Source organism: Variovorax sp. 01N429 (assembly GCF_056399425.1).
This window is the reverse complement of sequence record NZ_JBFTRG010000001.1, coordinates 593376-617809: the sequence shown is the minus strand read 5'-3', so window position 1 is coordinate 617809 and position 24434 is coordinate 593376. Positions and strand designations below refer to the sequence as shown.

Below are 24434 nucleotides of genomic sequence, written 5' to 3'. Positions count from 1 at the left end.
CGACGCAAGGAGTCCCAATGGCAGCTGGTAAGGAAATCCGCGGCAAGATCAAATCGGTGGAAAACACCAAGAAGATCACCAAGGCCATGGAAATGGTGGCCGCGTCAAAGATGCGCAAGGCGCAGGAACGCATGCGCGCCGCCCGCCCCTACAGCGAGAAGATCCGCAACATCGCGGCCAACCTCGGCCACGCGAACCCGGAGTACACGCACGCGTTCATGAAGACGAACGATACGAAGGCGACGGGCTTCATCCTGGTCACGACGGACAAGGGTCTGTGCGGCGGCATGAACACCAACGTGTTGCGTGCATTGACCACCAAGATGCGCGAGTTGCAGTCCGCAGGCGTGGGGATCGAAGCGGTCGCCATTGGCAACAAGGGCCTCGGCTTTCTGAATCGCGTCGGCGCGCGCGTCGTATCGCATGTCACCCAACTGGGCGACACGCCACACCTTGACAAGCTGATCGGCCCGGTCAAGGTGTTGCTCGACGCCTATGCCGAGGGCAAGCTCAGCGCCGTCTATCTCTGCTACACCAAGTTCATCAACACGATGCGCCAGGAGTCCGTGGTCGAGCAGCTGCTGCCGCTCGCGGCGGACTCGCTGAAGGTCGAAAAGGGCCAGCATTCGTGGGACTACATCTACGAGCCCGATGCGCAGAGCGTCATCGACGAACTTCTGGTGCGCTACGTGGAATCGCTGGTGTACCAGGCAGTCGCCGAGAACATGGCTTCGGAGCAGTCGGCACGGATGGTTGCGATGAAGTCCGCCACGGACAACGCCGGCAACGTGATCAACGAGCTCAAGCTGGTCTACAACAAGACCCGCCAGGCAGGCATCACCAAAGAGCTGTCGGAGATCGTTTCGGGCGCCGCGGCGGCCGCTGGCGTCTAAGTCGGCCAGTCGCTCGACCTCAACAGATTTAAATTTTTATCGGAGCAGATGATGGCTCAAGAAAACGCAGTTCAAGGCAAGATCGTTCAATGTATTGGCGCCGTTGTCGACGTGGAATTCCCGCGTGACCGCATGCCCAAGGTGTACGACGCCTTGAAGTTCGAAGGCGGCGGACTGACCCTCGAAGTGCAGCAGCAGCTCGGCGACGGCGTGGTGCGCACGATTGCGCTCGGCTCGTCGGACGGCCTGCGCCGCGGCCTGATCGTGACCAACACCGGCGCGCCGATCACGGTGCCCGTCGGCAAGGCAACGTTGGGCCGGATCATGGACGTGCTGGGCCGCCCGATCGACGAGCGCGGCGAAGTGAGCCAGGAACTCACCGCTTCGATCCACCGCAAGGCACCCGCCTACGACGAACTTTCGCCCTCGCAAGACCTGCTCGAAACCGGCATCAAGGTGATCGACCTGGTCTGCCCATTCGCCAAGGGCGGCAAGGTGGGTCTGTTCGGTGGCGCCGGCGTCGGCAAGACCGTGAACATGATGGAGCTCATCAACAACATCGCAAAGGCGCACTCGGGTCTGTCCGTGTTTGCCGGCGTCGGTGAGCGCACCCGCGAAGGGAACGACTTCTATCACGAGATGGCCGATTCCGGCGTCGTGAATCTGGAGAACCTCGGCGAGTCGAAAGTGGCCATGGTCTACGGCCAGATGAACGAGCCCCCGGGCAATCGTCTGCGCGTGGCGTTGACCGGCCTGACCATCGCCGAGTCGTTCCGCGACGAAGGCCGTGACGTGCTGTTCTTCGTGGACAACATCTATCGCTACACGCTCGCCGGTACCGAAGTGTCCGCGCTGCTGGGTCGCATGCCTTCCGCCGTGGGTTACCAGCCGACGCTGGCCGAAGAAATGGGTCGTCTGCAGGAGCGGATCACGTCGACCAAGGTCGGCTCGATCACGTCGATCCAGGCTGTGTACGTGCCGGCCGATGACTTGACCGACCCTTCGCCCGCAACGACCTTTGCCCACTTGGACTCCACCGTCGTGTTGTCGCGTGACATCGCTTCGCTCGGTATCTACCCTGCCGTGGACCCGCTGGACTCGACCTCCCGCCAGCTCGACCCGAACGTCGTTGGTGAAGAGCACTACAACGTCGCGCGTTCGGTGCAAGGTACGCTGCAGCGCTACAAGGAGCTGCGCGACATCATCGCGATTCTGGGCATGGACGAACTGGCGCCGGAAGACAAGCTGGCCGTGGCCCGCGCTCGGAAGATCCAGCGATTCCTGTCGCAGCCCTTCCACGTCGCGGAAGTGTTCACGGGCTCGCCCGGCAAGTACGTGCCGCTGTCGGAGACCATCCGCGGCTTCAAGATGATCGTGAACGGCGAAGCCGACCACCTGCCGGAACAAGCTTTCTACATGGTTGGCGGCATCGACGAAGCGTTCGAGAAGGCCAAGAAGGTCGCTTAAGGCTTAAGGAATCACCATGGCAGGCACCATTCACGTGGACGTGGTCAGCGCCGAAGAGTCCATCTTCTCCGGCGAGGCCAAGTTCGTCGCGCTCCCCGGCGAAGTCGGTGAGCTCGGCATCTACCCGCGCCACACGCCGCTGATCACGCGCATCCGCCCCGGCGCCGTGCGCATCGAGACGGCCGATGGCGGCGAGGAATTCGTCTTCGTTGCCGGCGGCATTCTCGAAGTGCAGCCTACCTCGGTGACCGTGCTGTCCGACACCGCGATTCGCGGCAAGGACCTCGACGACGAGAAGGCGAACGTCGCCAAGGCTGCCGCCGAGGAAGCATTGAAAAACGCGAAGACGGACATCGACATCGCGATGGCCCAGTCCGAACTGGCCGTGATGGCTGCTCAACTTGCTGCTTTGCGCAAGTACCGCGAAAAGAAATAAGCTCGCCCCCAGGCTCGCGCACTTCGTGTCGCTCTCCACCCCCTGACCGGGGGCAACACCAGCGGCCTGGCTAAGCCGGTTCCGCGGTGTTCCACGGGTTGGGAACAGCAGAAAAGCCGCCTTTGGGCGGCTTTTCCTCGTTTGCGGAGCTTGTGCAGCGTCGCTTTGAATTTTATTTGGTCGAAGTTAAGACTTGTTTGGCTGAAGCGCGGCTCATAGTATTCGGCTTCGCTTGGATCGGACGGATCTGAGCGCAGAACAAATATGACGGAGACAACGTGGGCCCTTGGAGTCGCCTGACGACGGATGAGCTGCAGTTGCTGGAAACGACCTTCTGGTCGGCCGGCGGCTCGCGTCATCGCATGGCCGACGAGTTGGGTTTTTCCAAGAGCAAGGCGAATTCGCTGATCGCGGGGCTGGTCGAGCAGGGGCTTTTGGCCGAAGCGGGGCTTCAGCGTTCCAGCGGCGGGCGGCGTCCCGAGAACCTTCAGCTGCACGCGGGGCTTGGGGTTCTTGTTGGCGTGGACATCGGCGCGACGAGCCTGGACGTGGCCGTCCTCGCGCCGAATATGAATTTGCTGGCGCATCACGCGGAACCTGCCGATGTGCGGGAAGGGCCGGGCGCGGTGTTGGCTCGCGTGAGAGGGCTGATGCGTGAGCTGCTGCTGCAGGCGGGCTTCGAGGCCAAGCACGTGATCGGAATCGGCATCGGCGTGCCAGGACCCGTCAATTTCGAGATCGGCCAGCTCGTGAACCCGCCGCTGATGCCTGCGTGGGACAGCTTTTCGATTCGCGACTACCTGCGCGAAGACTACGCGGCACCCGTCTTTGTCGACAACGACGTCAACCTGATGGCGCTGGGCGAGCTCTGGCGGCTGAAGCGTTCACTTTCCAACTTCCTCGTGATCAAGGTGGGGACTGGTATCGGTTGCGGCATTGTCTGCCACGGGGAGGTTTACAGGGGTGCGGCAGGCTCTGCGGGCGACGTTGGCCATATCTGCGTGGACCAGGAAGGACCCCGCTGCCACTGCGGCAACCTGGGATGTGTGGAGGCCATGGCAGCAGGACCGGCGATCACGCGCATGGCGGTCCACGCAGCTGAAGCGGGTGAAAGCGCTCCGCTGGCGGAATGCCTGCGCACGCAAGGCCGCATCGAGGCGACTGATGTCGGACAGGCGAGCCGCGCGGGCGATGCCGCGGCAAACGCGATCGTGCAGCGCGCGGGCAGCCTGATCGGTCAGATGCTGGCGTCAATCGTCAACTTCTTCAATCCGTCGCACGTGTTCATCGGGGGCGGCATCACGCGCATCGGACCGCTGTTTCTTGCCGCAGTGCGCCAAAGCGTTTACCAGCGCTCGTTGGCGCTTTCAACTCGGCATCTGGAGATCCAATACACGCCGCTCGAGGGCCAGGGCGGGCTGATTGGCGCTGGGGTGCTTGCCATGCAGCAGACCCTCAAAGTGCGAGGCGTGGCGCCATGATGGACGCGGCCGCCAGCCCCCCGAACGCAAGAGCCGCCGTTGCGGTGGAATTCGAAAAGGTGGAGAAATCCTTCGGCCCCGTGCAGGTGCTGCACGGCGTCAGTTTTGCGCTCGCGCCCGGCCACGTCTACGGTTTGCTCGGCGAAAACGGCGCAGGCAAGTCGACATTGATGAAGATCCTCGCCGGCTATGAATCGCCGACCGCCGGGACCTTGCTCATCAACGGCGAGCCCCAGGTGTTCAACAGCTCGCGCGATGCCGAAGCACTCGGCATCGTTTTGATCCACCAGGAGTTCAACCTCGCGGAAGACCTGAGCGTCGCGCAGAACATCTTCCTCGGCCACGAAAAGAAGAAGGGATGGCTGCTCGATGACGCCGCGATGGTGCGCGATTCCGCCACTGCGCTCGCCCAGGTCGGGCTGCGGATCGACCCGACCACGAAGGTGCGCCGGCTCATCGTCGCCGAGAAGCAGATGGTCGAAATCGCGAAGGCAATCTCGCGCCATGCACGGTTGCTCATCATGGATGAGCCCACGGCGACCCTCACGCCGGGCGAGACCGAACGCCTCTTCAACCTGATCGCGCAATTGCGCGCGGACGGCGTGACGATCGTCTATATCTCGCACAAGCTCGACGAGGTGGAGCGCGTGACGGACGAAGTCATCGTCATGCGGGACGGCCGCTTCGTCGCGCGCGCGCCGACGACCGACGTCACGCGGCACCAAATGGCGAACTTGATGGTTGGGCGCGAACTGGCGGATCTCTATCCGCCGCGCGATGCTGTTGTCGCCACCGCCGCCCCGGCGATGAAAGTGCGCGACTTCACAGTGCCCGGGTGGGCCGAAAACGCCAACTTTGAAGTCCGCCCCGGCGAGATTCTTGGCTTTGCCGGCCTGGTGGGGGCCGGACGCACCGAGCTGTTCGAAGGCCTGCTCGGTCTGCGCCCTGCCAGCGGTACGGTCGAGATCGAAGGACGCGCCGTCCAGTTTCGCAACCCGCGCGACGCCGCAAGGCACGGACTGACCTATCTCAGCGAGGACCGCAAGGGCAAAGGCTTGCACGTCCATCTCGGACTGCGCCAGAACCTTACGCTGATGGCGCTGGAGCGTTACGCAGCGCCATGGCTCAAGCCTGACGCAGAGCGTGCGGCCTTGGCCGAGGCCGTGAGGGACTACGGCATTCGCACCGGCAACCTCAGTGCGCGCGCGTCGGCGCTCTCCGGCGGCAACCAGCAGAAGCTCGCGCTCGCCAAGGTGCTGCAGCCGCATCCGAAGGTCGTCGTGCTCGACGAACCGACGCGTGGCGTCGACGTGGGCGCCAAGCGCGACATCTATTTCCTGATCCAGCGGCTGGCCCGGCAAGGGCTTGCCGTCATCGTCGTGTCGTCCGAACTGATGGAACTGATCGGGCTGTGCCACCGCGTCGCGGTGATGCGAGCCGGCCGTCTCGTCACCACGCTCGATGCCACCCACCTGACCGAAGAGGAGCTCATCGCTCATGCCACCGGAACAGCCCCAGAGCGTTGAGCCGAGCGCTCAGCCCGCGCACCGCAGCGAGGCACGGCCGCGCTGGACCGAGCGCCTGCACGGCCTCGGCCCCGTTATCGGCCTGGTGCTGCTCTGCATCGCCGGCACGCTCCTCAACAGCGACTTCGCGACGCTCGACAACGCGATGAACGTGCTGACGCGCACAGCCTTCATCGGCATCATCGCGGTCGGGATGTGCTTCGTCATCATCTCCGGCGGCATCGATCTTTCGGTGGGTTCCATGGCGGCGCTGATTGCCGGTTGCGTGATCATGTTCATCAATGCCATGGGGCCGGCGCTTGGATCGCCGCTGCTGGCGGTGATCCTCGGCGCGGTCCTCGCGATCGTGCTTGGCGCCTTGTTCGGGCTTGCGCATGGGCTGCTGATCACCAAGGGGCGGATCGAGCCCTTCATCGTGACGCTGGGCACCCTCGGCATCTTTCGCGCCTACTTGACCTATTTCGCCAACGGCGGCGCGCTCACGCTCGACAACGACCTGTCGGACCTCTACGCGCCGGTGTACTACGCGAGCTTGCTTGGCATACCGGTGCCGGTCTGGGTGTTCCTGATCGTGGCGATCATCGGCGGGGTGATCCTCAACCGCACGGCTTACGGCCGCTATGTGCAGGCGATCGGCTCGAATGAACAGGTCGCGCGCTACGCGGCCGTCGGCGTCGACGGCGTGAAGATCATGACCTACGTGCTGCTCGGCGTGTGCGTCGGCATCGCGACCTTGCTCTATGTGCCGCGGCTCGGCTCTGCATCGCCGACTACCGGGCTGCTGTGGGAGCTCGAAGCCATTGCCGCGGTGATCGTCGGCGGCACTGCGCTCAAGGGTGGCTCGGGCAGCGTCGTCGGCACGGTGATCGGCGCCATCCTGCTCTCGGTCATCAGCAACATCCTGAATCTCACCAGCATCATCAGCGTATATCTCAACGCCGCGGTGCAGGGCTTCGTGATCATCGTCGTCGCCTTCCTGCAGAGAGGTCGGCGGTAGCGGTTTTTTCCAGCGTTCTCGTCCGTTTCGTTTCATTCACCAAAGGAGACAAGCAGCATGACTTCCATGGCTTCCATCACCCGACGCATCGCACTGAGCGCCGTCGCCGCCGCCACCATCGCGGCATTCCCGGTCCTTGCGGCCGCCGAACAGGTCAATCTCGGCGTGTCGATCCCGGCGGCGACGCACAGCTTCATGGGCGGCATCAACTACTGGGCCGAACAGGCCAAGAAGGACCTGGAGAAGGAACACAAGGATCTGAAGATCACGATCAAGACGGCCGCCAACGCGCCCGAGCAGGCCAATCAGCTGCAGGATCTGTCGACCGTGAGCAAGATCAACGCGCTCGTGATCTTTCCGTTCGAATCGGCGGCACTCACCAAGCCGGTGGCACAGGTCAAGGCCAAGGGCGTCTACGTCACCGTGGTCGATCGCGGCCTGACCGACACCAGCGCGCAAGACGCCTATGTGGCCGGCGACAACACCGCCTTCGGCAAGATCCCGGCTGAATACATCGCGAAGAAGTTGGGCGGCAAGGGCAACGTCGTCGCCCTGCGCGGCATCCCGACGACGCTCGACAACGAACGCATGGACGCTTTCAACAGCGTGATGAAGGGCTATCCCGACATCAAGATCCTCGACGCCAAGTACGCCAACTGGAACCGCGACGATGCCTTCAAGGTCACGCAGGACTACCTGACGCGATTCAAGGACATCGACGCGATCTGGGCCGCTGACGACGACATGGCCGTCGGCGTGCTGAAGGCAGTCGAGCAGGCCAAGCGCAATGACATCAAGATCGTCTTCGGCGGTGCCGGTGCGAAGGGCATGGTCAAGACCATCATCGACGGCAAGGACCCGCGCATCGACGCCGACGTGAGCTATTCGCCGAAGTTCATCTACGACGCGATCAAGCTGACTGCCGAAGCGCGACTGAAGGGCGAGAAGCTGCCGGCGACCACGATCATTCCTTCGGTGCTGATCACAAAGGACAACGCGAAGAGCTTCTATCACCCGGATTCGCCGTTCTAGATAGAGCTCGCCCCCAGGCTCGCGCACTTCGTGTCGCTCTCCACCCCCTACCGGGGGCAACACCAGCGGCCCGGCGAAGCCGGTTCCGCGGTGTTCCTGTTATTCGCCCTCAGGCTGCGCGCAGATCGTGTCGCTTCGCCTTCCCCTGACCGGGGGCAGCATCGGCGGCCAGGCTAAGCCGGTTCCGCGGTGGTTCTGGATTGGAAAGGGAGGGGCTTTTGGGTTTACATCATGAATGACGATATTTCTTTGCGGAGGCTGCGCTACGCCATGGTTGGCGGGGGGCGGGACGCCTTTATTGGTGCTGTGCATCGGAAGGCGATGGCGCTGGATGGACAGGTGGAGCTGGTGGCGGGGGCGCTTTCTTCGAATGCGGAGAAGGCGAGGGCGTCGGGGCGCGACTTGTTTCTTGCGGAGGGCCGCAATCATGGGGATTGGCGGAGGCTGCTCGACGACGAACTGAAGCGGGCTCCGGATGAGCGGATCGATTTTGTTTCGATCGTGACGCCCAACCACATGCACTATCCGGTCGCGCAGGCGTTTGTCGACGCGGGCTTTCACGTGGTTTGCGACAAGCCTCTGGTGCACACGCGCGAGCAGGCGGATGCGCTGGTGGCGGCGGTGGCGCGGCAGGGTACGGTTTTCGGGGTGACCTACAACTACACGGGCTATCCGATGGTTCGGCAGGCGCGGGAGATGGTGCGCTCGGGCGAACTCGGCGAAATTCGCAAGGTGGTCGTTGAATACAACCAGGGATGGCTTGCGACGCGGCTGGAAGGCTCGGGCAACAAGCAGGCCGCCTGGCGCAGCGATCCTGCGCAGAGCGGCGCGGCCGGGGCCATCGGAGACATCGGCTCGCATGCGGAGAACCTCGTGGCAACCGTGACGGGGCTGGAGATCGAAAGCCTTTGCGCTGATCTCAGTTCGCTGGTACCGGGGCGGCCGCTCGACGATGACGGCAGCATGTTGCTGAGGTTTCGCGGCGGGGCGCGAGGGGTGCTGATTGCATCGCAGATCAGCACGGGTCTCGAGAACGACCTGCGTTTGCGCGTTTCGGGCACGCTCGGCACCCTGGAGTGGCATCAGGAGCGGCCCAGCGAATTGACGCATCTGCCCCACGATGGGCCGAAACGCATCTACACACGTGGCGCCAACTGGCTGTGCGAATCGGCCCGGCGCGCGAGTCGGCTTCCGAGTGGGCATCCGGAGGGCTTCATCGAAGCCTTTGCCAATGTCTACGGTGGCGTGGTCGCGGACATTCGTGCGCGAACGTCGGGCGTGGCTGCAGATCCGCTCGCGGCGGACTATCCGCGCGTGGAGGACGGTGCACGCGGAGTGCGTTTCATCGAACGCACGGTGGCTTCATCGAGCAGCACGGTCAAATGGACGGGGTGGTAGCCGACATGACTGACGGGGAGGAGTCGGCTTAAGCTGACGGGGTGTCGCGCGACCTCGTCATTGCCCGCCCCGAAGGACTTTATTGCCCGCCGGGCGATTTCTACATCGACCCATGGCGGCCGGTCGGACGTGCGGTCATCACGCACGCGCACTCTGACCATGCGCGCGTCGGCCACGGCCACTATCTGGCGCACACCGACAGCGCCGGTACGCTGCGTGTGCGGCTTGGCGACATCACTTTGCAGACCTTGCCGTATGGAGAGGCGATCGAACACAACGGCGTTCGAATCTCGCTTCATCCGGCGGGTCACGTGCTGGGTTCCGCACAGGTGCGACTCGAACATGAGCGGCGCGTGTGGGTCGCGTCGGGCGACTACAAGACCGAAGCCGATGGCACCTGCACGCCGTTCGAGCCGGTGCCTTGCGACACTTTCATCACCGAATCGACCTTCGGCCTGCCGATCTATCGCTGGCCTTTGCAGGCGCAGTTGTTCACCGAAATCAATGACTGGTGGCGCGCCAACGCGGAGCAGGGGAGGGCATCGGTGCTGCTGTGCTACGCCTTCGGCAAGGCACAGCGCATCTTGCATGGCGTGGATCCGACGATCGGGCCGATCGTGGTTCACGGCGCAGTCGCGGCGTTGAACGACGTCTATCGCGCCGCGGGTGTCGCGTTGCCGGCGACCTTGCGTGTGACGGATGCCGGCGTCGATGCGGCTCTGCTCAAGCGCGCGCTTGTGCTTGCGCCGCCGTCGGCGCACGGTTCGACGTGGATGCGCCGCTTCGGCAACTACGCCGACGCATTCGCCAGCGGATGGATGCAGCTACGCGGCACACGACGGCGCCGCGGGGTGGATCGCGGCTTGGTGATGTCCGATCACGCCGACTGGAATGGCCTGCAGTCAGCCATCGCCGGAACCGGTGCGGAGCGCGTCATCGTCACGCACGGCAGCGTGGAAGTCATGGTGCGATGGCTCTGTGAATTGGGGCTCGACGCACAGGGCTTCAAAACAGAATACGGGGACGAAGATCTGGAGCCGACCGACACGCCGGCCGCAACGCCATGAAGGCATTCGCTGCCCTCTATCGCGAGCTGGATGCGACGACTTCCAGTCTCGCGAAGCAGGCGGCCCTTCAGCGGTACCTGCGGCTCGTCCCGGCGAAGGACGCCGCTTGGGCCGTTTACTTTCTGGCTGGCGGAAAGCCGCGCCAACTCGTGCCGAACAAGCTGCTGAGATTGCTGGCGCAAGAGGCCGCGGGCCTGCCCGAATGGCTCTTCGACGAAAGCTATGAAGCCGTCGGCGACCTCGCGGAAACCATCGCGCTGCTGCTGCCGCCGCCCACGGATGCGCACGAGCTCGGATTGGCGGACTGGGTCGAACAGCACCTCTTGCCGCTGCGCAACAAGCCGCCGGAGGCTTTGGCGGATGCGTTGCGTTGGCAATGGCGGCAGTTGGCGCCGGAGGAAAGGCTGGTCTATTTCAAGCTGATCACGGGCGCATTCCGCGTCGGTGTGTCGCGTCTGCAGGTCACGCAGGCGCTCGCCGCGGTGGGCGCGCTCGATGCCAAGCGCGTCGCGCAAAGGCTGATGGGCTACACCCACATCAGCGGCAAGCCCACCGCCGCCGATTACGCCGCACTGATTGCGCCCGAGAGCACGGGCGAGGTCGACCAGCAAACCAGCGGACAGCCTTATCCGTTCTTCCTGGCGCATCCGTTCAATATTCCGCTCGAGCAATTCGACTCAGTTCTCGGGGACCCTTCCGGATGGCTCATCGAATGGAAGTGGGACGGCATCCGCGCGCAGTTGGTCAAGCGCGCCGGGCGCGTGTGGCTGTGGTCGCGCGGCGAGGAACTGGTGACGGACCGATTCCCGGAACTCGCAGTGATGGGCGAAACGCTGCCCGACGGCACGGTGATCGATGGCGAAATCGTCGTGTGGCGGGATGACCGCGTGCAACCTTTCGCCGAACTGCAAAAGCGCATCGGGCGCAAGACGCTCGCGCCGAAGCTCCTGCGCGAGATTCCTGTCGTGCTGCTTGCCTACGACTTGCTCGAATGGGAAGGACGCGATCTTCGCAGCACGCCCCAGCAGGAACGTCGTACGCGCCTCGATGACGTGCTCACTGCAGCGCAACATCCCTCGCTGATCGCCAGCCCGATGCTGCACGGCGACAGCTGGCTCGATCTTGCACGCCAGCGCGAAGCTGCGCGTTCAATGGGTGTCGAGGGCTTGATGCTCAAGCAACTTGACGCGCACTATGGGGTCGGGCGCACCAAGGACGTGGGGGTGTGGTGGAAATGGAAGATCGATCCGCTGTCAGTCGATGCGGTGCTCGTGTATGCGCAGCGCGGCCACGGGCGCCGTGCGAGCCTCTATAGCGACTACACCTTCGCCGTCTGGGACAGTGCGCCCGAGAACCCCGACCGCAAGCTCGTGCCCTTCGCCAAGGCCTATTCAGGTTTGACCGATGCCGAAATGGCACGTGTCGATGCGGTGATCCGCAAGACCACGATCGAAACCTTCGGCCCTGTTCGGAGTGTGGAGCCAACGCTTGTCTTCGAGCTCGGGTTCGAGGGCATCGCGCGGAGCGGCCGACACAAGAGCGGCATCGCAGTGCGCTTTCCGCGGATGCTGCGTTGGCGCCAGGACAAGCCGGTCGAAGAAGCCGACACCCTTCAGACGCTGGAAGCCTTGCTGCCTTCTTGACGGCCGGGCGTGCGGCTGTCGGACAATGAGGCATGGACAATCCTCGCGATTCTTATCCCGCCGCCGATCTGCGCGAGCAGGCCGTCTACATGCTGACGCAGGCCGCGCCCATGATGGACATGACGCCCGACGAGGCGCGGCTCGTGCTGGATGTGATGCGCCCGGTGCATCTCGTGGCCGACACCCTCTTGTTCGAAGAGGGGGACACGCAGGACAACAACTATATGGTGCTCGTGCTCGAAGGACAGGTTCGCGCCACCAGTGCCGGCGTCCCGGGCGATGAGGTGGTGATTTCCGTCATCGGGCCAGGCAGCCTCATCGGCGAAATGGGCGTGATCGATGGCGGTCCGCGTTCGGCCACGTGCACGGCACTCACGGACGTGAAGCTTGGGGTCTTGTCGCGGGAGGCCTTCATGGGCCTCATCAAGACCCAACCTGCGGCGGCATCGCGCCTCGCATTGGCGCTGTCGAAGGGGCTCGCGGATCGTCTGCGTGAAAGCAATCGGCGTCTGCGCACCCTGTCGCAAGTGACGCGCGCTTTGCAGGCCGAACTGGATGCAGTGCACGCAGTCAATCGAAGGCTTCTCGACGCTCAAGGCTTCTGAGGCCCGCCCAGGTCGGAACGCTTCAGAGAATCACCAGCGCATTGGGGAGCTCATTGCGATCGGCTCCGCCTTCCGCCAGCGGAAAGTGCTCGACCAGCAGCGCGGACATTTCTTCGAGCGCCTGCGTCAGCCCATCCTCGAATCTTCCTTCACGAAAGGCTGCGCCCATCCGCTGCGCCATGGCCGCCCAGTCCTCATCGCTCACGCGCGAATCGATGCCGCGATCGGCCACGATCTCGATCGCGTGCTCGGCCAGCAGAAGGTAGATCAGCACGCCGTTGTTGTGCTCGGTGTCCCACACGCGCAGCTTGCCGAAAAGCGTGATGGCGCGCTCGCGGGGATTCGCGTCGCGCCATAGATAGGACATCGGCAAGCCGGCTTCGACGCAGATTCGGATCTCACCGCTGTGCCGGCGTTCGCTCGCGCCGACGCGGCGTTCAAGCCTTTCGAGTACATCGGGCGGCAGTGCCCGGCGCACCTCGGCCTCGTCCACCCAACGGTGGCGCCAGAGCCGCGCAAGACGGGACGTGATTGAAGCCATGGTCACCAATCGCCCGAGGCGCCGCCGCCCCCGAAGTTGCCGCCGCCTCCGGAGCTGAAGCCTCCGCCGGAGCCTCCGCCGCCGAAACCACCGCCGCCAAATCCGCCGCCGCCGAAACCGCCCCCACCAAAGCCCCCGCCTCGGCGGCCCATGCCCGATCCAAAAGCCAGCGACAGCAGCGTGAAGAGCAGGGCGCCCAAGCCAGCCAGCACTGCGATCACGATGCTCGACGTCAGCAGCATCACCAGCGCACCTGTCAGTCCGCCCATCGCGAGCGAGCCGGGGATCTTTCCGAAAATCCGACGCGCGATCGGCCCGGCCACCATCACGCCGACGAAGAGAAACACAGCGAGGTCTTGCCAGTTGAATCCGCTGTTGTTGCTGCGGCCATCGCCGAAGTCGCCGCTGCGCGCATCGACTTCCGGCAACGGCTCGCCCTTGACGCGAGCGATGAGTTGGTCCGCCGCCGCGTCGAGGCCACCCGCGAAATCGTTCTCACGGAAGCGCGGCTTCATCGCGTCATCGATGATGCGCGCGGCGGCAAGGTCGGGCACCGCGCCTTCGAGTGCTTTCGCGACTTCGATGCGCATCTTGCGGTCGTTCTTTGCGACGATCACGAGAATGCCGTCGCCAACCTCCTTGCGCCCGATCTTCCATGCATTGCCCACGCGGTTGGCATAGCTTGCGATGTCTTCAGGCTGCGTGGTCGGCACCATCAGCATCACGATTTGCGAGCCCTTCTGCTGTTCGAAGGCCTGCAGCTTGGCTTCGAGCGCGGTGCGCTGCGCGTCCGTCAGCGTGCCGGTCTGGTCGATGACGCGTGCGTCGAGCCGCGGCACCGGCAGCAACCCCTGTGCATGGGCGCCGAAGACGGCCCACAGCACAAGGACCGCCAGGGCGCGCAGGATTCGGGCAGCCGTCATGGCAAAGGCCTGGGCCTACTTCTTCGGCGCGCTGAAGTCCACCGTGGGTGGCGTCGAGATCTGCGCCTCGTTCTGCACCGTGAAGTTGGCCTTGGGCTCGTAGCTGAAGATCTTGGCCGTCAGGTTCGTCGGAAAGCTGCGTGCCAGCACGTTGTATTCCTGGACCGTCTGGATGTAGCGGTTGCGCGCCACTGTGATGCGGTTCTCGGTGCCTTCGAGCGTCACGCGCAAGTCGCGAAATGCCTGGTTGGCTTTGAGGTTGGGGTACTGCTCCGACACCGCCATCAACCGCGACAACGCGCTCGACAGTTCGCCTTGCGCCTGCTGGAACCTGTTGAAGGCCTCGGGGTTGTTCAGCGTCTCGGGCGTGACCTGGATTGACGTCGCCTTGGCGCGGGCCTCGATCACCTTGGTGAGCGTCTCCTGCTCGAAGTTGGCTTCGCCCTTGACCGTGGCCACGATGTTCGGCACCAGGTCGGCGCGGCGCTGATATTGATTGAGCACTTCGCTCCAGGCCGACTTGCTGGCCTCGTCGAGCCGCTGAAAGTCGTTGTAGCCGCAACCCGCCAGCGAGAACGCAGCGAGGATGATCAAAAGCCAGCGTTTCACCATCACCAAGCCCCTTGTTGTGAAGTCGGCAAAGGTAGCATAGATGCAATGGCTGTCGATCCATTCCAAGCGCTGCAGGCGGCCCATCGCGGGCCCGCGTCCAGCCATGCCGCGGCTGAATCCACTGGCACCTTGCTGATCTGCGGCGCCACCGGCGCGCTCGGCCAGGAACTGGTCCGGCGCCTGGCGGGACGGCATCGGTTCGATCACACGCAGGTGCTGGTGCGCGAACCCATCCGCGACGGACTGCGCAGCGTCGAAACCGTTCTGGTGCCGAACGCACCCCTTGCCGAATGGCCGCCGGTCAGGGCCGACACGGCATTGGTCCTGTTCGAGCCGCCGCGGCTTTATTACGACCGCGAGCGCGCGCTCTGGACGCCCGAGCCCGCCCAATTGCCGGCGCTCGCCCGGTGGCTTCGCGCCAGCGGTGTCCACACCCTCGCCGTCGTGCAGCCGCACGCGCAGGGGCGCTTGCCGGAAGCGCTCAAGCGGGGACTGGCGAGCCTCGACGAACAGGCGGTGGTGGCGCAGGGCTTCGACCGCGTCATCCTCGTGCGCTCCGCGCAGAAGCCCGCGCAGGTGCGTTTCATTCATCCGGCCGAACGGCTCGCGAACTGGATGCTGTCGATCGCGCGCTTCATGGTGCCCACGAGCGAACAGCCGGTGCGCGCGTCCAAGGTGGCTGAACTCGTCGACGTCGCATTGCGGATTGCGCCGCCGGGGGTACACGTCGCGGCGCCTGAACTGGTGTGGCAGGCGGCCCAGGCTGATGTTCGCGTGGTGGCGGAGAGCTGGCTGTGTGGGCGTCCATGAAGGCTTCGGCCAAGGCAAAATCGGCGCTCCAGCTTCATCATCCATGTCCACGAAGACCAAACTCCGCGCCGCCACTGTCGGCGGCACCGCCGACGAAGTCGAAGCGGCTTTCTACGAGGCATTGCAGCGCGGCGACGTCGACGCGCTGATGAACTGCTGGGCCGACGAGGACGAAATCTTCTGCGTGCATCCTGGCGGACCGAGGCTGGTCGGCCCCGATGCCATCCGCGCCGCGTTCGAGCATATGTTCGGCAACGGTGCCATTCGTGCGACGCCGGCACGCGTGCGCAAGGTCGAATCGCTCGCGAGCGCGGTACACAACGTGCTCGAGCGCATCGAAGTGCTGACTGCCGAGGGCCCCCGTCACGCCTTCGTACTGGCGACCAACGTCTATCACAAGACCGCGCAAGGCTGGCGCATGGTCGCGCACCATGCCAGCCCGGGCAGCGTGCAGGATCCTGGCGATTCCGGCGAAGCTCCGCAGACCATTCACTGATGCAGTACGTTGCGCCGCGTTGGTTGCCGGGCGGCAACTTGCAAACCATTTGGGCCGCGTTGTACGGGCGCCGTGTGATGACGCCGTTGCCCGACTACCGGCGTGAGCGCTGGGGCACTCCCGACGGCGACTTCATCGACGTCGATTTTCTGGACGCCCCGCTTGGCGGGCGAAGTGAAGCTCAGAAGCCCTTGCTCGTGCTGTTTCACGGTCTGGAGGGTTCGTCGCGCAGCCACTATGCCGAAGCGTTCGCTGCCTTCGCGATGGAGCGCGGCTGGGACTATGCCGTGCCCCACTTTCGCGGCTGCAGTGGCGAACTCAACCTGGCGCCGCGTGCCTACCATTCGGGCGATTTCGAGGAAATCGGCTGGATCCTCGCGCGGCTGCGCGAGCGCCGCGAGGTCGTCAGGGCGGCGGGTGTGTCCCTCGGCGGCAATGCCTTGATGCGCTGGGCCGAGGAGGCGGGCAGCGAGGCGTCGAAATCCGCGCGCGCGGTCGCGTCCATTTCGGCGCCGCTCGATCTGGCCGCAGGGGGAGCCGCCATCGGGCGCGGGTTCAACAAGCTTGTCTACACGCGCATGTTCTTGTCGACCATGAAGCCGAAGGCGCTCGCCAAGCTGGCGCAGCATCCGGGCTTGTTCGATCGTGAAAAGCTCGCCGCCGCCCGGACCCTGTACGACTTCGACAATGTTTTCACCGCGCCGCTGCACGGCTTCCGTGACACGGATGATTATTGGAAGCGCGGCTCGGCCAAGCCGCATCTGCATGCCATCCGGATTCCGGCGCTGGTCGTGAACGCTGCCAACGATCCTTTTGTGCCGGCCTATAGCCTTCCGCGTCAAGGGGAAGTCGGTCGCCACGTGACGCTTTGGCAGCCCGCCCATGGCGGGCACGTCGGCTTTCCGGGTGGAATGCCGCCCGGTCATGTGCGCGAAATGCCTGAGCGCGTCGTCGAATGGTTGGGTCAGCGCTGATTGGCCATGACAGGCGCAAAATCGGCCCTATGGATGACATCGTCAAGCAGGCGCTCGCCAAGTGGCCCAACGTGCCGCACTGTTATGGATGGCTGGGCCTCGATGCACGCGGCAACTGGTACCTGCGAGACGATCGAACGCAAGCCGCCGGAGCGTTCGCGCTCGCCAAAGGGTCGATGCTGCGCCACGAGAAGCTGATCGACTTCATCCAGCGCAACTACGAACACGACGATCTCGGGCAGTGGTTCTTCCAGAATGGGCCGCAGCGCGTGTATGTTGAACTGGAAACCGCACCGTGGGTCTGGCGTATCGGCGAGGATTTCTCCGTCCGCTCGCATACGGGCGTGGCGATCGAACCTTCTGCTTGTCTTCTGGATGAAGCGGGAAAGCTGTACCTGGCCTCGCCCATCGGGCTTGGGCTGGTTCATACGCAGGACGTCGGCACAGCATCGGATGCCATCGATCAGGGACGGTGGGCGCCGCAGGAGGTACGGGCAGGAGACTTGCCCGGCCAATTTGGGTTCGTCGTGAGCCCGGCTGCGCGGCAACTGGCCAGATCATCCGCGTCGGACTGACCACTCGCTGGCAGGAAGCAACAAAAAAGCCCACGAATGCGGGCTGTTTTGCGTTGGGTGACTGACCGAAGACTACTGCTTCGTTTCGGCGGGCTTGGTCTCTGGCTTTGCTTCGGCAGCGGCTGCTGCCGGCGCTGCGGTAGCCGCCGGTGCAGCATCGCCCGCCGGTGCAGCGCCATCGGCCGGAGCCGCCGCAGCAGCAGGTCGATCCGGCACGGGGAACGTGGCACCGCCGGCGTTCGCCATGTAGACCACTGCGCGACCCACTTCCAGGTCCTCGAAATCGCCACCGCCTTGCGGAGGCATCATGCCCTTGCCCTTGAGCGCATGCTCCAGCAGCGTCGCGTAGCCTTGGCCGATGCGGGGCCCCCAGGCGGCGGCATCGCCCAGGTGCGGCGCGGCGGGAATGCCCGGGCTGCCGTGACAGGCCACGCACTGCGCCTTGAACACCGCTTCGCCGGCAGCGAGGGGACGATTGGCATCGCGGATCTCGATCGAGCCGACCTTCTTCAGGCGCTCGGCGATTTCGCGATCGCGTATGTCTTTTGAGACGCCGTACAGCGACATGTTTTCGCCCACGGCGGAACCCGAAGGATGGGTTCCGGAGACCACGTACGAGACGAGGCCCGCAATGATCAGGATGGGAGCAACGAAGGAGAAAAATACCGCGAGCAGGAGTTGCTTGGGATTCTTGATCGGGCCTGTGTGGGCTTCTTCTGTGGCCTGGTAGTGCGGGTCGTCGCTCATTGGGTCCTCAGTATCGGGGGCTCTTCGGGGGGCTTTTCGAAATCAACCGCGGGATTATAGAGAGACCCCCAGGTTGGCTCACTTCGTGTAGCCGCCCACCCCCTTGCAGGGGGCGCTGCCGGCGGACCGGCGAAGCCGGATCCGCGGCAGCCCGCGAAGGGGCGGGCGCTTTGCGCCGCCCTTGATCGTTGGCTTACTTTGTGCTCCAGCCGCCGCCGAGGGCTTTGAAGAGTGTTACCTGGTTTTGTAGCCTTCGTTGACGCGTTTGAGCTGTTGCGAGTTGGGACGTGTAGAGCGAGCGTTGTGCGTCCAGCAGGTCCAGGCCGCTTGCCACACCGTTTCGGTAGCGCAGGTCCGAGAGTTTGAAGCGGATCTCCTCGGCGTTGGACTGAGCGAGCAGGGCGCGCAGTTCTTCATCGAAGGTTGCACGGCCCGCTAGCGCATCGGCGACTTCCCGGAAGGCCGTCTCGATGGTCTTTTCGTACTGCGCTACGGCAATGTCGCGGCTCACGCGTGCCGATTCGAGCGTCGCTCGGTTTTGGCCCGCGTCGAAGATAGGCAACGTGATCTGCGGTGCGAAAGTCCATGCCTTCGACCCACTGCCGAAGAGCCCCGAGAACTCGGTGCTGGCGGTGCCGATCGACGACGTCAGTGTGACGCGCGGGAAGAAGTTGGCGCGGGCTGAGCCGATGTTCGCGTTGGCCGAAATCAACTGCTGTTCGGCCGCGCGAATGTCGGGCCGTTCGATCAGCAGGTCCGATGGCAGCCCGGCGGGCAGGTCCTGCATCGGCGCGAGCGCCTGGAGCCCCTTGCTGCTTCCCGTGGTGGCATCGGGCGGCATCGGCGCGCCAAGCAATTGCGCCAGCGCATTCTCATCCTGCATGCGCAGGCGTTGCTGCTGTGCGTAGGTTGCGCGCGCGGTCTCGGCTTGCGATTCGGCAAAGCGATAGTCGATCTCTGAAGACACGCCATTGTCGAAACGCATCTTCGTGAGCTTGAGCGACTCGTCGCGCGTCACCATCGTCTGGCGCGTGATCTCGAGCACCTCGTCATCGCCCAGCACCGCCAACCAGCCGTTGGCGACGGCGGCGACAAGGCTGATTTGCACCGCCTTGCGCGATTCCTCGGTGCTGAGATATTGCGCCAGCGCCGCATCCTTCAGGCTGGAAATGCGCCCGAAGAAATCGAGTTCCCACGACGTGATCCCGACGCCGACTTGGTAGACGGTCGACACGCCAGGGCCCACCAGAGAAGGCCGCTGACGGTTCTCGCTGCCGGACGCATTGAGAGCCGGAAACAGCGCCGATCGCTGAATCTGGAACTGCGCACGCGCCTGCTCGATATTGAGCACCGCCACGCGCAGATCCTTGTTGTTGGCCAGCGCCATCTCGATCAGCTTCACAAGCCGCGGATCGGTGAAGTAGTCCTGCCAGGCGATCGTCGATGCCAGCGGTTGCTGCGCCTCGGCCGCCTGCGTGTTCGGAAACACCGCAGGCACAGGCGCCGCAGGCCGCTCATAAGTAGGAATCAACGAGCACCCGCTCAGAAGAACCGCCACGGCCGCCGCCCCAGCGGCAAGCCCCCCGCGTGAAACACCGCGGAACCGGCTCCGCCGGGCCGCAGGTGTTGCCCCCTGCAAGGGGGTGGAGAGCGACACGAAGTGCGCGAGCCTGGGGGTGTACTTACTCTTTGTCATGGTCTTCCTCGATACCCGCAGCCTGCGCATGTCGCTTGTCCATTTCGTGTTGGCGATCGCTGCCCTTGAAGAGCGTGCGCACGACCACGAAGAACACCGGCACGAAGATCACGGCAAGCGTGGTCCCGGTCAGCATGCCGCCGAGCACGCCGGTGCCGATGGCACGCTGACTTGCGGAGCCGGCGCCGTTGGCGAGCACCAGCGGCAGCACGCCGAGGCCGAAGGCCAGCGACGTCATGATGATCGGCCGGAACCGCAGGTGGGCGGCGGCCAATGCGGACTCGATCACGCCCTTGCCCTGCGCCTGCAGGTCCTTGGCGAATTCAATGATCAGAATCGCGTTCTTCGCGGACAGGCCGATGATCGTGATCAGCCCGACCTGGAAGTACACGTCGTTGGAGTAGGAGCGGATCAGCGTCGCGAGCAGCACGCCGAGCACGCCCAGCGGCACCACCATGATCACCGACAGCGGAATCGTCCAGCTTTCATACAGCGCGGCCAGGCACAGGAACACCGCCAGGATCGCGAAGCCATACAGGATGATGGCCTGCGAGCCGGCGAGCTTTTCTTCGCGCGATTGCCCGGTCCACTCGTAGCCGAAGCCGGCCGGCAGTTGGGCAGCGATCCTCTCCATCTCCGCCATCGCAGCGCCCGAGCTGTAGCCCGGTGCCGCTGAACCCGAGATGCGGATCGCCGGATAGCCGTTGTAGCGCACCGTCTGCTGCGGACCGGTGATCCAGCGGGTGGTCGCAAACGTCGAGAGCGGCACAGGCATGCCTTGGCTATTGCTCGCGTTGAGCTTGAGCAGATCTTCCGGCTGCATCCGCGCCGGCGCGTCGGCCTGCACCACCACACGCTGCAGACGGCCCTGATTGGGGAAGTCGTTCACGTAGGCGGAACCGAGCGCTGTCGATAGCGTGGTGTTGATCGCATCGAAAGTCACGCCCAATGCATTCGCCTTGTCGCGGTCGATGTCGATCTGCAACTGCGGCGCATCTTCGAGGCCCTCGGGACGCACCTGTGTCAGCAGCTTGCTCTGGCTCGCCGCACCCAGGATCTGGTTGCGCGCGTTGACGAGCGCTTCGTGGCCCAGGCCTCCACGGTCCTGAAGTCGGAACGTGAAGCCGCTGGCATTGCCCAGTTCGGGAATGGGCGGCGGGCTCAGCGGGTAGATGAACGCGTCGCGAATGCCGGAGAGCGCGCCGAACGCGCGACCTGCCAGCGCATCAGCGGAATGGGCCGGGTCCTTGCGCTGGTCCCAGTCCTTGAGCGTCACGAAGGCGAGACCGGCATTCTGGCCCTGGCCCGAGAAGCTGAAACCCAGCACCCCGACCATGCTCTCGACTTCGGGTTGCTTGAGGATGTAGCCCTCGACATCCTGAATGACCGACAGCATGCGCTCCTGCGTGGCGCCCGGAGGCAACTGCACGTTCACGATGATGTTGCCCTGGTCTTCCTGCGGAAGAAAGGACGTGGGCAACTGCCGATACACCAGCACCACCGCCGCAATGATCGCGACGTAGATCAGGAGATAACGCGCGGCGCGCCGCAGAATGCGCGACACGAAGCTTTCGTAGCCCTTGGCCGTGCGCGAGAAGCCGCGATTGAACCACCCGAAAAAGCCCGTCTTCTCGTGATGATGACCAGCTTCGACGGGCTTGAGCAGCGTTGCGCACAGCGCCGGCGTCAGCGACAGCGCCATGAAAGCTGAGAAGCCGATCGACGCCACCATCACCGCCGAGAACTGGCGATAGATGTTGCCGGTCGAGCCTGCGAAGAATGCCAGCGGCACGAACACCGAGATCAGCACCACCGTCACGCCGATGATCGCGCCGGAGATCTGGCGCATCGCCTTGCGTGTGGCTTCGAGCGGCGACAGTCCTTCCTCGCTCATGATGCGCTCGACGTTTTCGACCACCACGATCGCATCGTCCACCACGATACCGATCACCAGCACCATGCCGAACATCGTCAGCACGTTGATCGAGAAGCCCAGCGCGAACAACACCGCGAACGTACCGAGCAGGGCGATCGGCACCACGATCGTCGGGATGATCGTGTAGCGCCAGTTCTGCAGGAACAGGAACATCACCACGAACACCAGCGCCACAGCCTCGAACAGCGTCTTGACCACTTCGCGGATCGAGATGCTCACGAAGCGCGAGCTGTCGTACGGAATCACCCACTTCACGCCCGGCGGGAAGAAGCGCGAGAGTTCGGTCATCTTGGCGCGAATCGCCTTTGCCGAAGCCAGCGCGTTGCCGCTCGGCGCCAATTGGACGCCGATACCGACCGCGGGCTGGCCGTTCAGGCGAGCGGACGTCGAATAAGCCTGGCCGCCGAGCTCGATGCGAGCGACGTCTTTCAGCCGAACCGTCGAGCCGTTGGTGTTGGCACGAAGAACGATGTCGCCGAATTGCTCGACCGACGTGAGCTGCCCATTGACCACCACCGTCGCGGCAATGGCTTGGCCGGGCACGTTCGGCAGGTCGCCGATGATGCCGGAGGAGACTTGCGCGTTCTGCGCCTTGATGGCTGCATTCACGTCCCCGGGCGACAGGTTGAAGCCCTGCAGCTTGGCCGGGTCGATCCACACACGCATCGAACGCTCGGTACCGAACAACTGCGCCTGGCCGATACCGGCGACGCGTTGCAGCTCAGGCACCACGTTGCGAGATGCGTAATCGCCCAGCGCGATCGGGTCGAAGGCGGGGTTGTCGGAAGACAAAATCGTGAACAACAGGAAGTTGTTGCGCGACTTGTCCACCCGCACACCTTGCTGCGTGACAGCCGCCGGCAGGCGTGGCGTGGCGCGCGAGAGGCGGTTTTGCACGTCCACCTGCGCGAGGTCGGGGTCGGTGCCCGTCGCGAAAGTGATCGTGATCGTGCCGGTGCCATCGGCCTGGGCGACCGACTCCATGTAGATGAGACCGGGCGAGCCGTTCATTTCGCGCTCGATCACCGACAGCACGCTGTCTTCGAGCGTCTGCGCCGACGCACCGGGATAAGCCGTGTTGATCACGATGGCAGGCGGCGCCACCGGCGGGTATTGCGAGATCGGCAACTGCGTGATTGCCACGCCGCCCATCACGATGAGGAACAGCGCGATCACCCACGCGAATATGGGACGATCAATAAAGAACTTGGCCATGCGGGCGCGCTCCTTACTGCTTCGCGGCGGGAGCCGGAGCTTCTGCCGCGGCAGCAGGAGCTGCCGGCGCGGGGGCCTTCCATGGCACCGCCTTCACGGGCGTGCCCGGCGGCATCATCTGCAGCTTCTGGAAGCCGTCGACCATCACCTGCTCGCCGGCCTTCAGGCCTTCGAGCACCACCCATTGGTTGTTCTGTGCCGCGCTGATCTTGACGTTCCGCTTGGTGAGCTTGCCGTCGGGTTCGACCACCGTCAGCGTGTCGCCCTGCTGCGTGCGCGTAACGGCCTGTTGCGGCACTGTGATCGCATTGGCAGCCTGAGCCTGCTCCAGGCGCACGCGCACATACAGACCCGGAAGCAGCGTGCCGTTGGGATTCGGAACCTCGGCCCGCAGCGTGACCTGGCCGGTGGTGGCGTCGACCGTCAGGTCAGAAAACAGCAGCCTGCCGGCCAGAGGGTATTCGCTGCCGTCCTCGAGCACCACGCGCACGCTGGCGGCGTTCGGGCCACTGGCGCGCTTGAACTGGCCAGCTTCCATCGCGCGGCGGAGCCGGAGAACGTCCGTCGCCGATTGCGTGAAGTTCACGTAGATCGGATTGATCTGCTGGATCACTGCGAGCTCGGTCGCGTCGCCCTGGCCGACGAGCGCGCCTTCGGTCACCAGCGCACGCCCGATGCGGCCGGAGATCGGCGCAGTCACGGCGGCGTAGCCGAGGTTGATCTTGGCGGTGGTTACAGCGGCACGGCTCACGCCCACGTCCGCTTCGGCCGTTTTCTGCGCGGCGACCGCGTTGTCGTATTCCTGCTTGCTGACGGCATTGGCGGCGACAAGCGGCTTGTAGCGCTCGGCCAGCGCCTTGGCCTGCGCTGCATTCGCTTCGGCGCGCGCGAGGCTCGCCTCTGCACTGCGCGAGGCGGCGGCGTAAGGGGCGGGGTCGATGCGGAACAGCAACTGGCCGGCCTTGACGTCGGTGCCTTCCTTGAAAAGGCGCTCTTGCAGGATGCCCGCCGCGCGTGCGCGCACTTGCGACACCCGCGAGGCTTCGAGCCGACCCGGAAGCTCCGTGATCAGGCCGACGTTGGTGGGTGTGGCAACCACCACGCCGACTTCAGGCGGTGGTGGCGCCGCGCCGCCGGCATGGCCGGCCGGGGCTTCGCTCTTGCCGCAGGCGGTCAGCGCAAAAAGCGCTGCGGCGGCGGCTGCAATGGCCGCATTGCGCGGCGAAAACAACGAGAGGCGCGAGACATGCAGGACGGGCATGCGATTCCTTTGAAACGAGGACGGGGACAGCGCATGTCCGCGCGGCTGCCAAAGGCAACACGGCGAAGTCGGCCATCGGGAAAGTGCCGTAGTTTACATACAT

At 64.5% G+C, this 24434-nt stretch carries 22 protein-coding genes; 15 read left to right on the top strand and 7 right to left on the bottom strand.

What is annotated here, in order from left to right:
- Positions 1–17 precede the first annotated feature (17 nt).
- The 11 genes from atpG (at position 18) to AC1DSF_RS02915 (ending at position 12545) form a co-directional block, all read left to right on the top strand.
- Positions 18–893: a F0F1 ATP synthase subunit gamma gene (gene atpG, locus AC1DSF_RS02965; protein ID WP_478125217.1), complete on the top strand. Its 876-nt coding sequence runs from the start codon at positions 18–20 to the stop codon at positions 891–893.
- A 51-nt stretch (positions 894–944) separates the two neighbouring features.
- Positions 945–2360 (top strand): F0F1 ATP synthase subunit beta, encoded by a 1416-nt coding sequence (gene atpD / locus AC1DSF_RS02960; protein WP_478125216.1) that lies wholly within the window; start codon positions 945–947, stop codon positions 2358–2360.
- A 16-nt stretch (positions 2361–2376) separates the two neighbouring features.
- A complete protein-coding gene (locus AC1DSF_RS02955; RefSeq protein WP_478099104.1) occupies positions 2377–2796 on the top strand; it encodes a F0F1 ATP synthase subunit epsilon in 420 nt (139 codons plus the stop codon).
- Between the two features lie 311 nt (positions 2797–3107).
- Positions 3108–4277: an ROK family protein gene (locus AC1DSF_RS02950; protein ID WP_478182326.1), complete on the top strand. Its 1170-nt coding sequence runs from the start codon at positions 3108–3110 to the stop codon at positions 4275–4277.
- On the top strand, positions 4277–5803 hold the full coding sequence (locus AC1DSF_RS02945; protein WP_478182325.1) for a sugar ABC transporter ATP-binding protein: 1527 nt from the start codon (positions 4277–4279) through the stop codon (positions 5801–5803). Before AC1DSF_RS02950 ends, AC1DSF_RS02945 begins: the two co-directional genes overlap by 1 nt.
- On the top strand, positions 5775–6800 hold the full coding sequence (locus AC1DSF_RS02940) for an ABC transporter permease (RefSeq protein ID WP_478182311.1): 1026 nt from the start codon (positions 5775–5777) through the stop codon (positions 6798–6800). The genes AC1DSF_RS02945 and AC1DSF_RS02940 overlap by 29 nt, the downstream gene beginning before the upstream one ends.
- Before the next feature lie 66 nt (positions 6801–6866).
- A complete protein-coding gene (locus AC1DSF_RS02935) occupies positions 6867–7832 on the top strand; it encodes a substrate-binding domain-containing protein (protein ID WP_478125291.1) in 966 nt (321 codons plus the stop codon).
- A gap of 231 nt (positions 7833–8063) precedes the next feature.
- Positions 8064–9230: a Gfo/Idh/MocA family protein gene (locus AC1DSF_RS02930; RefSeq protein WP_478182310.1), complete on the top strand. Its 1167-nt coding sequence runs from the start codon at positions 8064–8066 to the stop codon at positions 9228–9230.
- A 41-nt stretch (positions 9231–9271) separates the two neighbouring features.
- Positions 9272–10297: a ligase-associated DNA damage response exonuclease gene (locus AC1DSF_RS02925; protein ID WP_478182309.1), complete on the top strand. Its 1026-nt coding sequence runs from the start codon at positions 9272–9274 to the stop codon at positions 10295–10297.
- A complete protein-coding gene (locus AC1DSF_RS02920; protein ID WP_478144268.1) occupies positions 10294–11940 on the top strand; it encodes an ATP-dependent DNA ligase in 1647 nt (548 codons plus the stop codon). Before AC1DSF_RS02925 ends, AC1DSF_RS02920 begins: the two co-directional genes overlap by 4 nt.
- 32 nt (positions 11941–11972) lie before the next feature.
- A complete protein-coding gene (locus AC1DSF_RS02915; RefSeq protein ID WP_478125211.1) occupies positions 11973–12545 on the top strand; it encodes a Crp/Fnr family transcriptional regulator in 573 nt (190 codons plus the stop codon).
- A gap of 22 nt (positions 12546–12567) precedes the next feature.
- Here the strand turns inward: AC1DSF_RS02915 and AC1DSF_RS02910 are convergent, their stop codons facing one another.
- The 3 genes from AC1DSF_RS02910 to AC1DSF_RS02900 are packed head-to-tail and all read right to left on the bottom strand — an operon-like array spanning position 12568 to position 14621.
- Complete coding sequence (locus tag AC1DSF_RS02910; protein WP_478125210.1) at positions 12568–13086, bottom strand: TPM domain-containing protein; 519 nt, start codon at positions 13084–13086, stop codon at positions 12568–12570.
- Positions 13087–13088: 2 nt separating this feature from the next.
- Positions 13089–14009 carry a TPM domain-containing protein gene (locus AC1DSF_RS02905; RefSeq protein ID WP_478125209.1) on the bottom strand — a complete coding sequence of 307 codons (921 nt, stop codon included), beginning with the start codon at positions 14007–14009 and terminating at the stop codon, positions 13089–13091.
- Positions 14010–14024: 15 nt separating this feature from the next.
- Positions 14025–14621 (bottom strand): LemA family protein, encoded by a 597-nt coding sequence (locus AC1DSF_RS02900; protein ID WP_478125208.1) that lies wholly within the window; start codon positions 14619–14621, stop codon positions 14025–14027.
- Positions 14622–14666: 45 nt separating this feature from the next.
- On the opposite strand from AC1DSF_RS02900, the gene AC1DSF_RS02895 reads away from it, so the two are divergent.
- From AC1DSF_RS02895 to AC1DSF_RS02880, 4 genes are read left to right on the top strand one after another with little or no spacing between them, the layout of a single operon-like run.
- Complete coding sequence (locus AC1DSF_RS02895; RefSeq protein ID WP_478125207.1) at positions 14667–15431, top strand: Rossmann-fold NAD(P)-binding domain-containing protein; 765 nt, start codon at positions 14667–14669, stop codon at positions 15429–15431.
- 43 nt (positions 15432–15474) lie between these two features.
- A complete protein-coding gene (locus tag AC1DSF_RS02890; RefSeq protein ID WP_478125206.1) occupies positions 15475–15927 on the top strand; it encodes a YybH family protein in 453 nt (150 codons plus the stop codon).
- Positions 15927–16901, top strand: a complete 975-nt coding sequence (locus tag AC1DSF_RS02885) for a YheT family hydrolase (RefSeq protein WP_478125205.1) — start codon at positions 15927–15929, stop codon at positions 16899–16901. The genes AC1DSF_RS02890 and AC1DSF_RS02885 overlap by 1 nt, the downstream gene beginning before the upstream one ends.
- A gap of 29 nt (positions 16902–16930) precedes the next feature.
- Complete coding sequence (locus tag AC1DSF_RS02880) at positions 16931–17476, top strand: DUF2946 family protein (RefSeq protein ID WP_478125204.1); 546 nt, start codon at positions 16931–16933, stop codon at positions 17474–17476.
- 72 nt (positions 17477–17548) lie between these two features.
- On the opposite strand, the gene AC1DSF_RS02875 is transcribed toward AC1DSF_RS02880, so the two are convergent.
- The 4 genes from AC1DSF_RS02875 to AC1DSF_RS02860 form a co-directional block, all read right to left on the bottom strand.
- Entirely contained in the window at positions 17549–18223 is a 675-nt protein-coding gene (locus AC1DSF_RS02875) for a c-type cytochrome (protein WP_478125203.1), read from the bottom strand.
- 193 nt (positions 18224–18416) lie between these two features.
- The gene (locus tag AC1DSF_RS02870; protein WP_478125202.1) at positions 18417–19919 is read right to left on the bottom strand and encodes an efflux transporter outer membrane subunit; all 1503 of its coding nucleotides are present in this window, start codon (positions 19917–19919) and stop codon (positions 18417–18419) included.
- On the bottom strand, positions 19906–23070 hold the full coding sequence (locus AC1DSF_RS02865; RefSeq protein ID WP_478182308.1) for an efflux RND transporter permease subunit: 3165 nt from the start codon (positions 23068–23070) through the stop codon (positions 19906–19908). The genes AC1DSF_RS02870 and AC1DSF_RS02865 overlap by 14 nt, the downstream gene beginning before the upstream one ends.
- Before the next feature lie 13 nt (positions 23071–23083).
- A complete protein-coding gene (locus AC1DSF_RS02860; RefSeq protein ID WP_478182307.1) occupies positions 23084–24331 on the bottom strand; it encodes an efflux RND transporter periplasmic adaptor subunit in 1248 nt (415 codons plus the stop codon).
- Positions 24332–24434 lie beyond the last annotated feature (103 nt).

What these genes read in the sequence shown, in the direction of transcription:
- atpG (WP_478125217.1), top strand. Translation starts at nt 18, where the DNA reads ATGGCAGCTGGTAAGGAAATCCGCGGCAAGATCAAATCGGTGGAAAAC.
- atpD (WP_478125216.1), top strand. Translation starts at nt 945, where the DNA reads ATGGCTCAAGAAAACGCAGTTCAAGGCAAGATCGTTCAATGTATTGGC.
- AC1DSF_RS02955 (WP_478099104.1), top strand. Translation starts at nt 2,377, where the DNA reads ATGGCAGGCACCATTCACGTGGACGTGGTCAGCGCCGAAGAGTCCATC.
- AC1DSF_RS02945 (WP_478182325.1), top strand. Translation starts at nt 4,277, where the DNA reads ATGGACGCGGCCGCCAGCCCCCCGAACGCAAGAGCCGCCGTTGCGGTG.
- AC1DSF_RS02940 (WP_478182311.1), top strand. Translation starts at nt 5,775, where the DNA reads ATGCCACCGGAACAGCCCCAGAGCGTTGAGCCGAGCGCTCAGCCCGCG.
- AC1DSF_RS02935 (WP_478125291.1), top strand. Translation starts at nt 6,867, where the DNA reads ATGGCTTCCATCACCCGACGCATCGCACTGAGCGCCGTCGCCGCCGCC.
- AC1DSF_RS02930 (WP_478182310.1), top strand. Translation starts at nt 8,064, where the DNA reads ATGAATGACGATATTTCTTTGCGGAGGCTGCGCTACGCCATGGTTGGC.
- AC1DSF_RS02920 (WP_478144268.1), top strand. Translation starts at nt 10,294, where the DNA reads ATGAAGGCATTCGCTGCCCTCTATCGCGAGCTGGATGCGACGACTTCC.
- AC1DSF_RS02915 (WP_478125211.1), top strand. Translation starts at nt 11,973, where the DNA reads ATGGACAATCCTCGCGATTCTTATCCCGCCGCCGATCTGCGCGAGCAG.
- AC1DSF_RS02910 (WP_478125210.1), bottom strand. Translation starts at nt 13,086, where the DNA reads ATGGCTTCAATCACGTCCCGTCTTGCGCGGCTCTGGCGCCACCGTTGG.
- AC1DSF_RS02905 (WP_478125209.1), bottom strand. Translation starts at nt 14,009, where the DNA reads ATGACGGCTGCCCGAATCCTGCGCGCCCTGGCGGTCCTTGTGCTGTGG.
- AC1DSF_RS02900 (WP_478125208.1), bottom strand. Translation starts at nt 14,621, where the DNA reads ATGGTGAAACGCTGGCTTTTGATCATCCTCGCTGCGTTCTCGCTGGCG.
- AC1DSF_RS02895 (WP_478125207.1), top strand. Translation starts at nt 14,667, where the DNA reads ATGGCTGTCGATCCATTCCAAGCGCTGCAGGCGGCCCATCGCGGGCCC.
- AC1DSF_RS02890 (WP_478125206.1), top strand. Translation starts at nt 15,475, where the DNA reads ATGTCCACGAAGACCAAACTCCGCGCCGCCACTGTCGGCGGCACCGCC.
- AC1DSF_RS02885 (WP_478125205.1), top strand. Translation starts at nt 15,927, where the DNA reads ATGCAGTACGTTGCGCCGCGTTGGTTGCCGGGCGGCAACTTGCAAACC.
- AC1DSF_RS02880 (WP_478125204.1), top strand. Translation starts at nt 16,931, where the DNA reads ATGGATGACATCGTCAAGCAGGCGCTCGCCAAGTGGCCCAACGTGCCG.
- AC1DSF_RS02875 (WP_478125203.1), bottom strand. Translation starts at nt 18,223, where the DNA reads ATGAGCGACGACCCGCACTACCAGGCCACAGAAGAAGCCCACACAGGC.
- AC1DSF_RS02870 (WP_478125202.1), bottom strand. Translation starts at nt 19,919, where the DNA reads ATGACAAAGAGTAAGTACACCCCCAGGCTCGCGCACTTCGTGTCGCTC.
- AC1DSF_RS02865 (WP_478182308.1), bottom strand. Translation starts at nt 23,070, where the DNA reads ATGGCCAAGTTCTTTATTGATCGTCCCATATTCGCGTGGGTGATCGCG.
- AC1DSF_RS02860 (WP_478182307.1), bottom strand. Translation starts at nt 24,331, where the DNA reads ATGCCCGTCCTGCATGTCTCGCGCCTCTCGTTGTTTTCGCCGCGCAAT.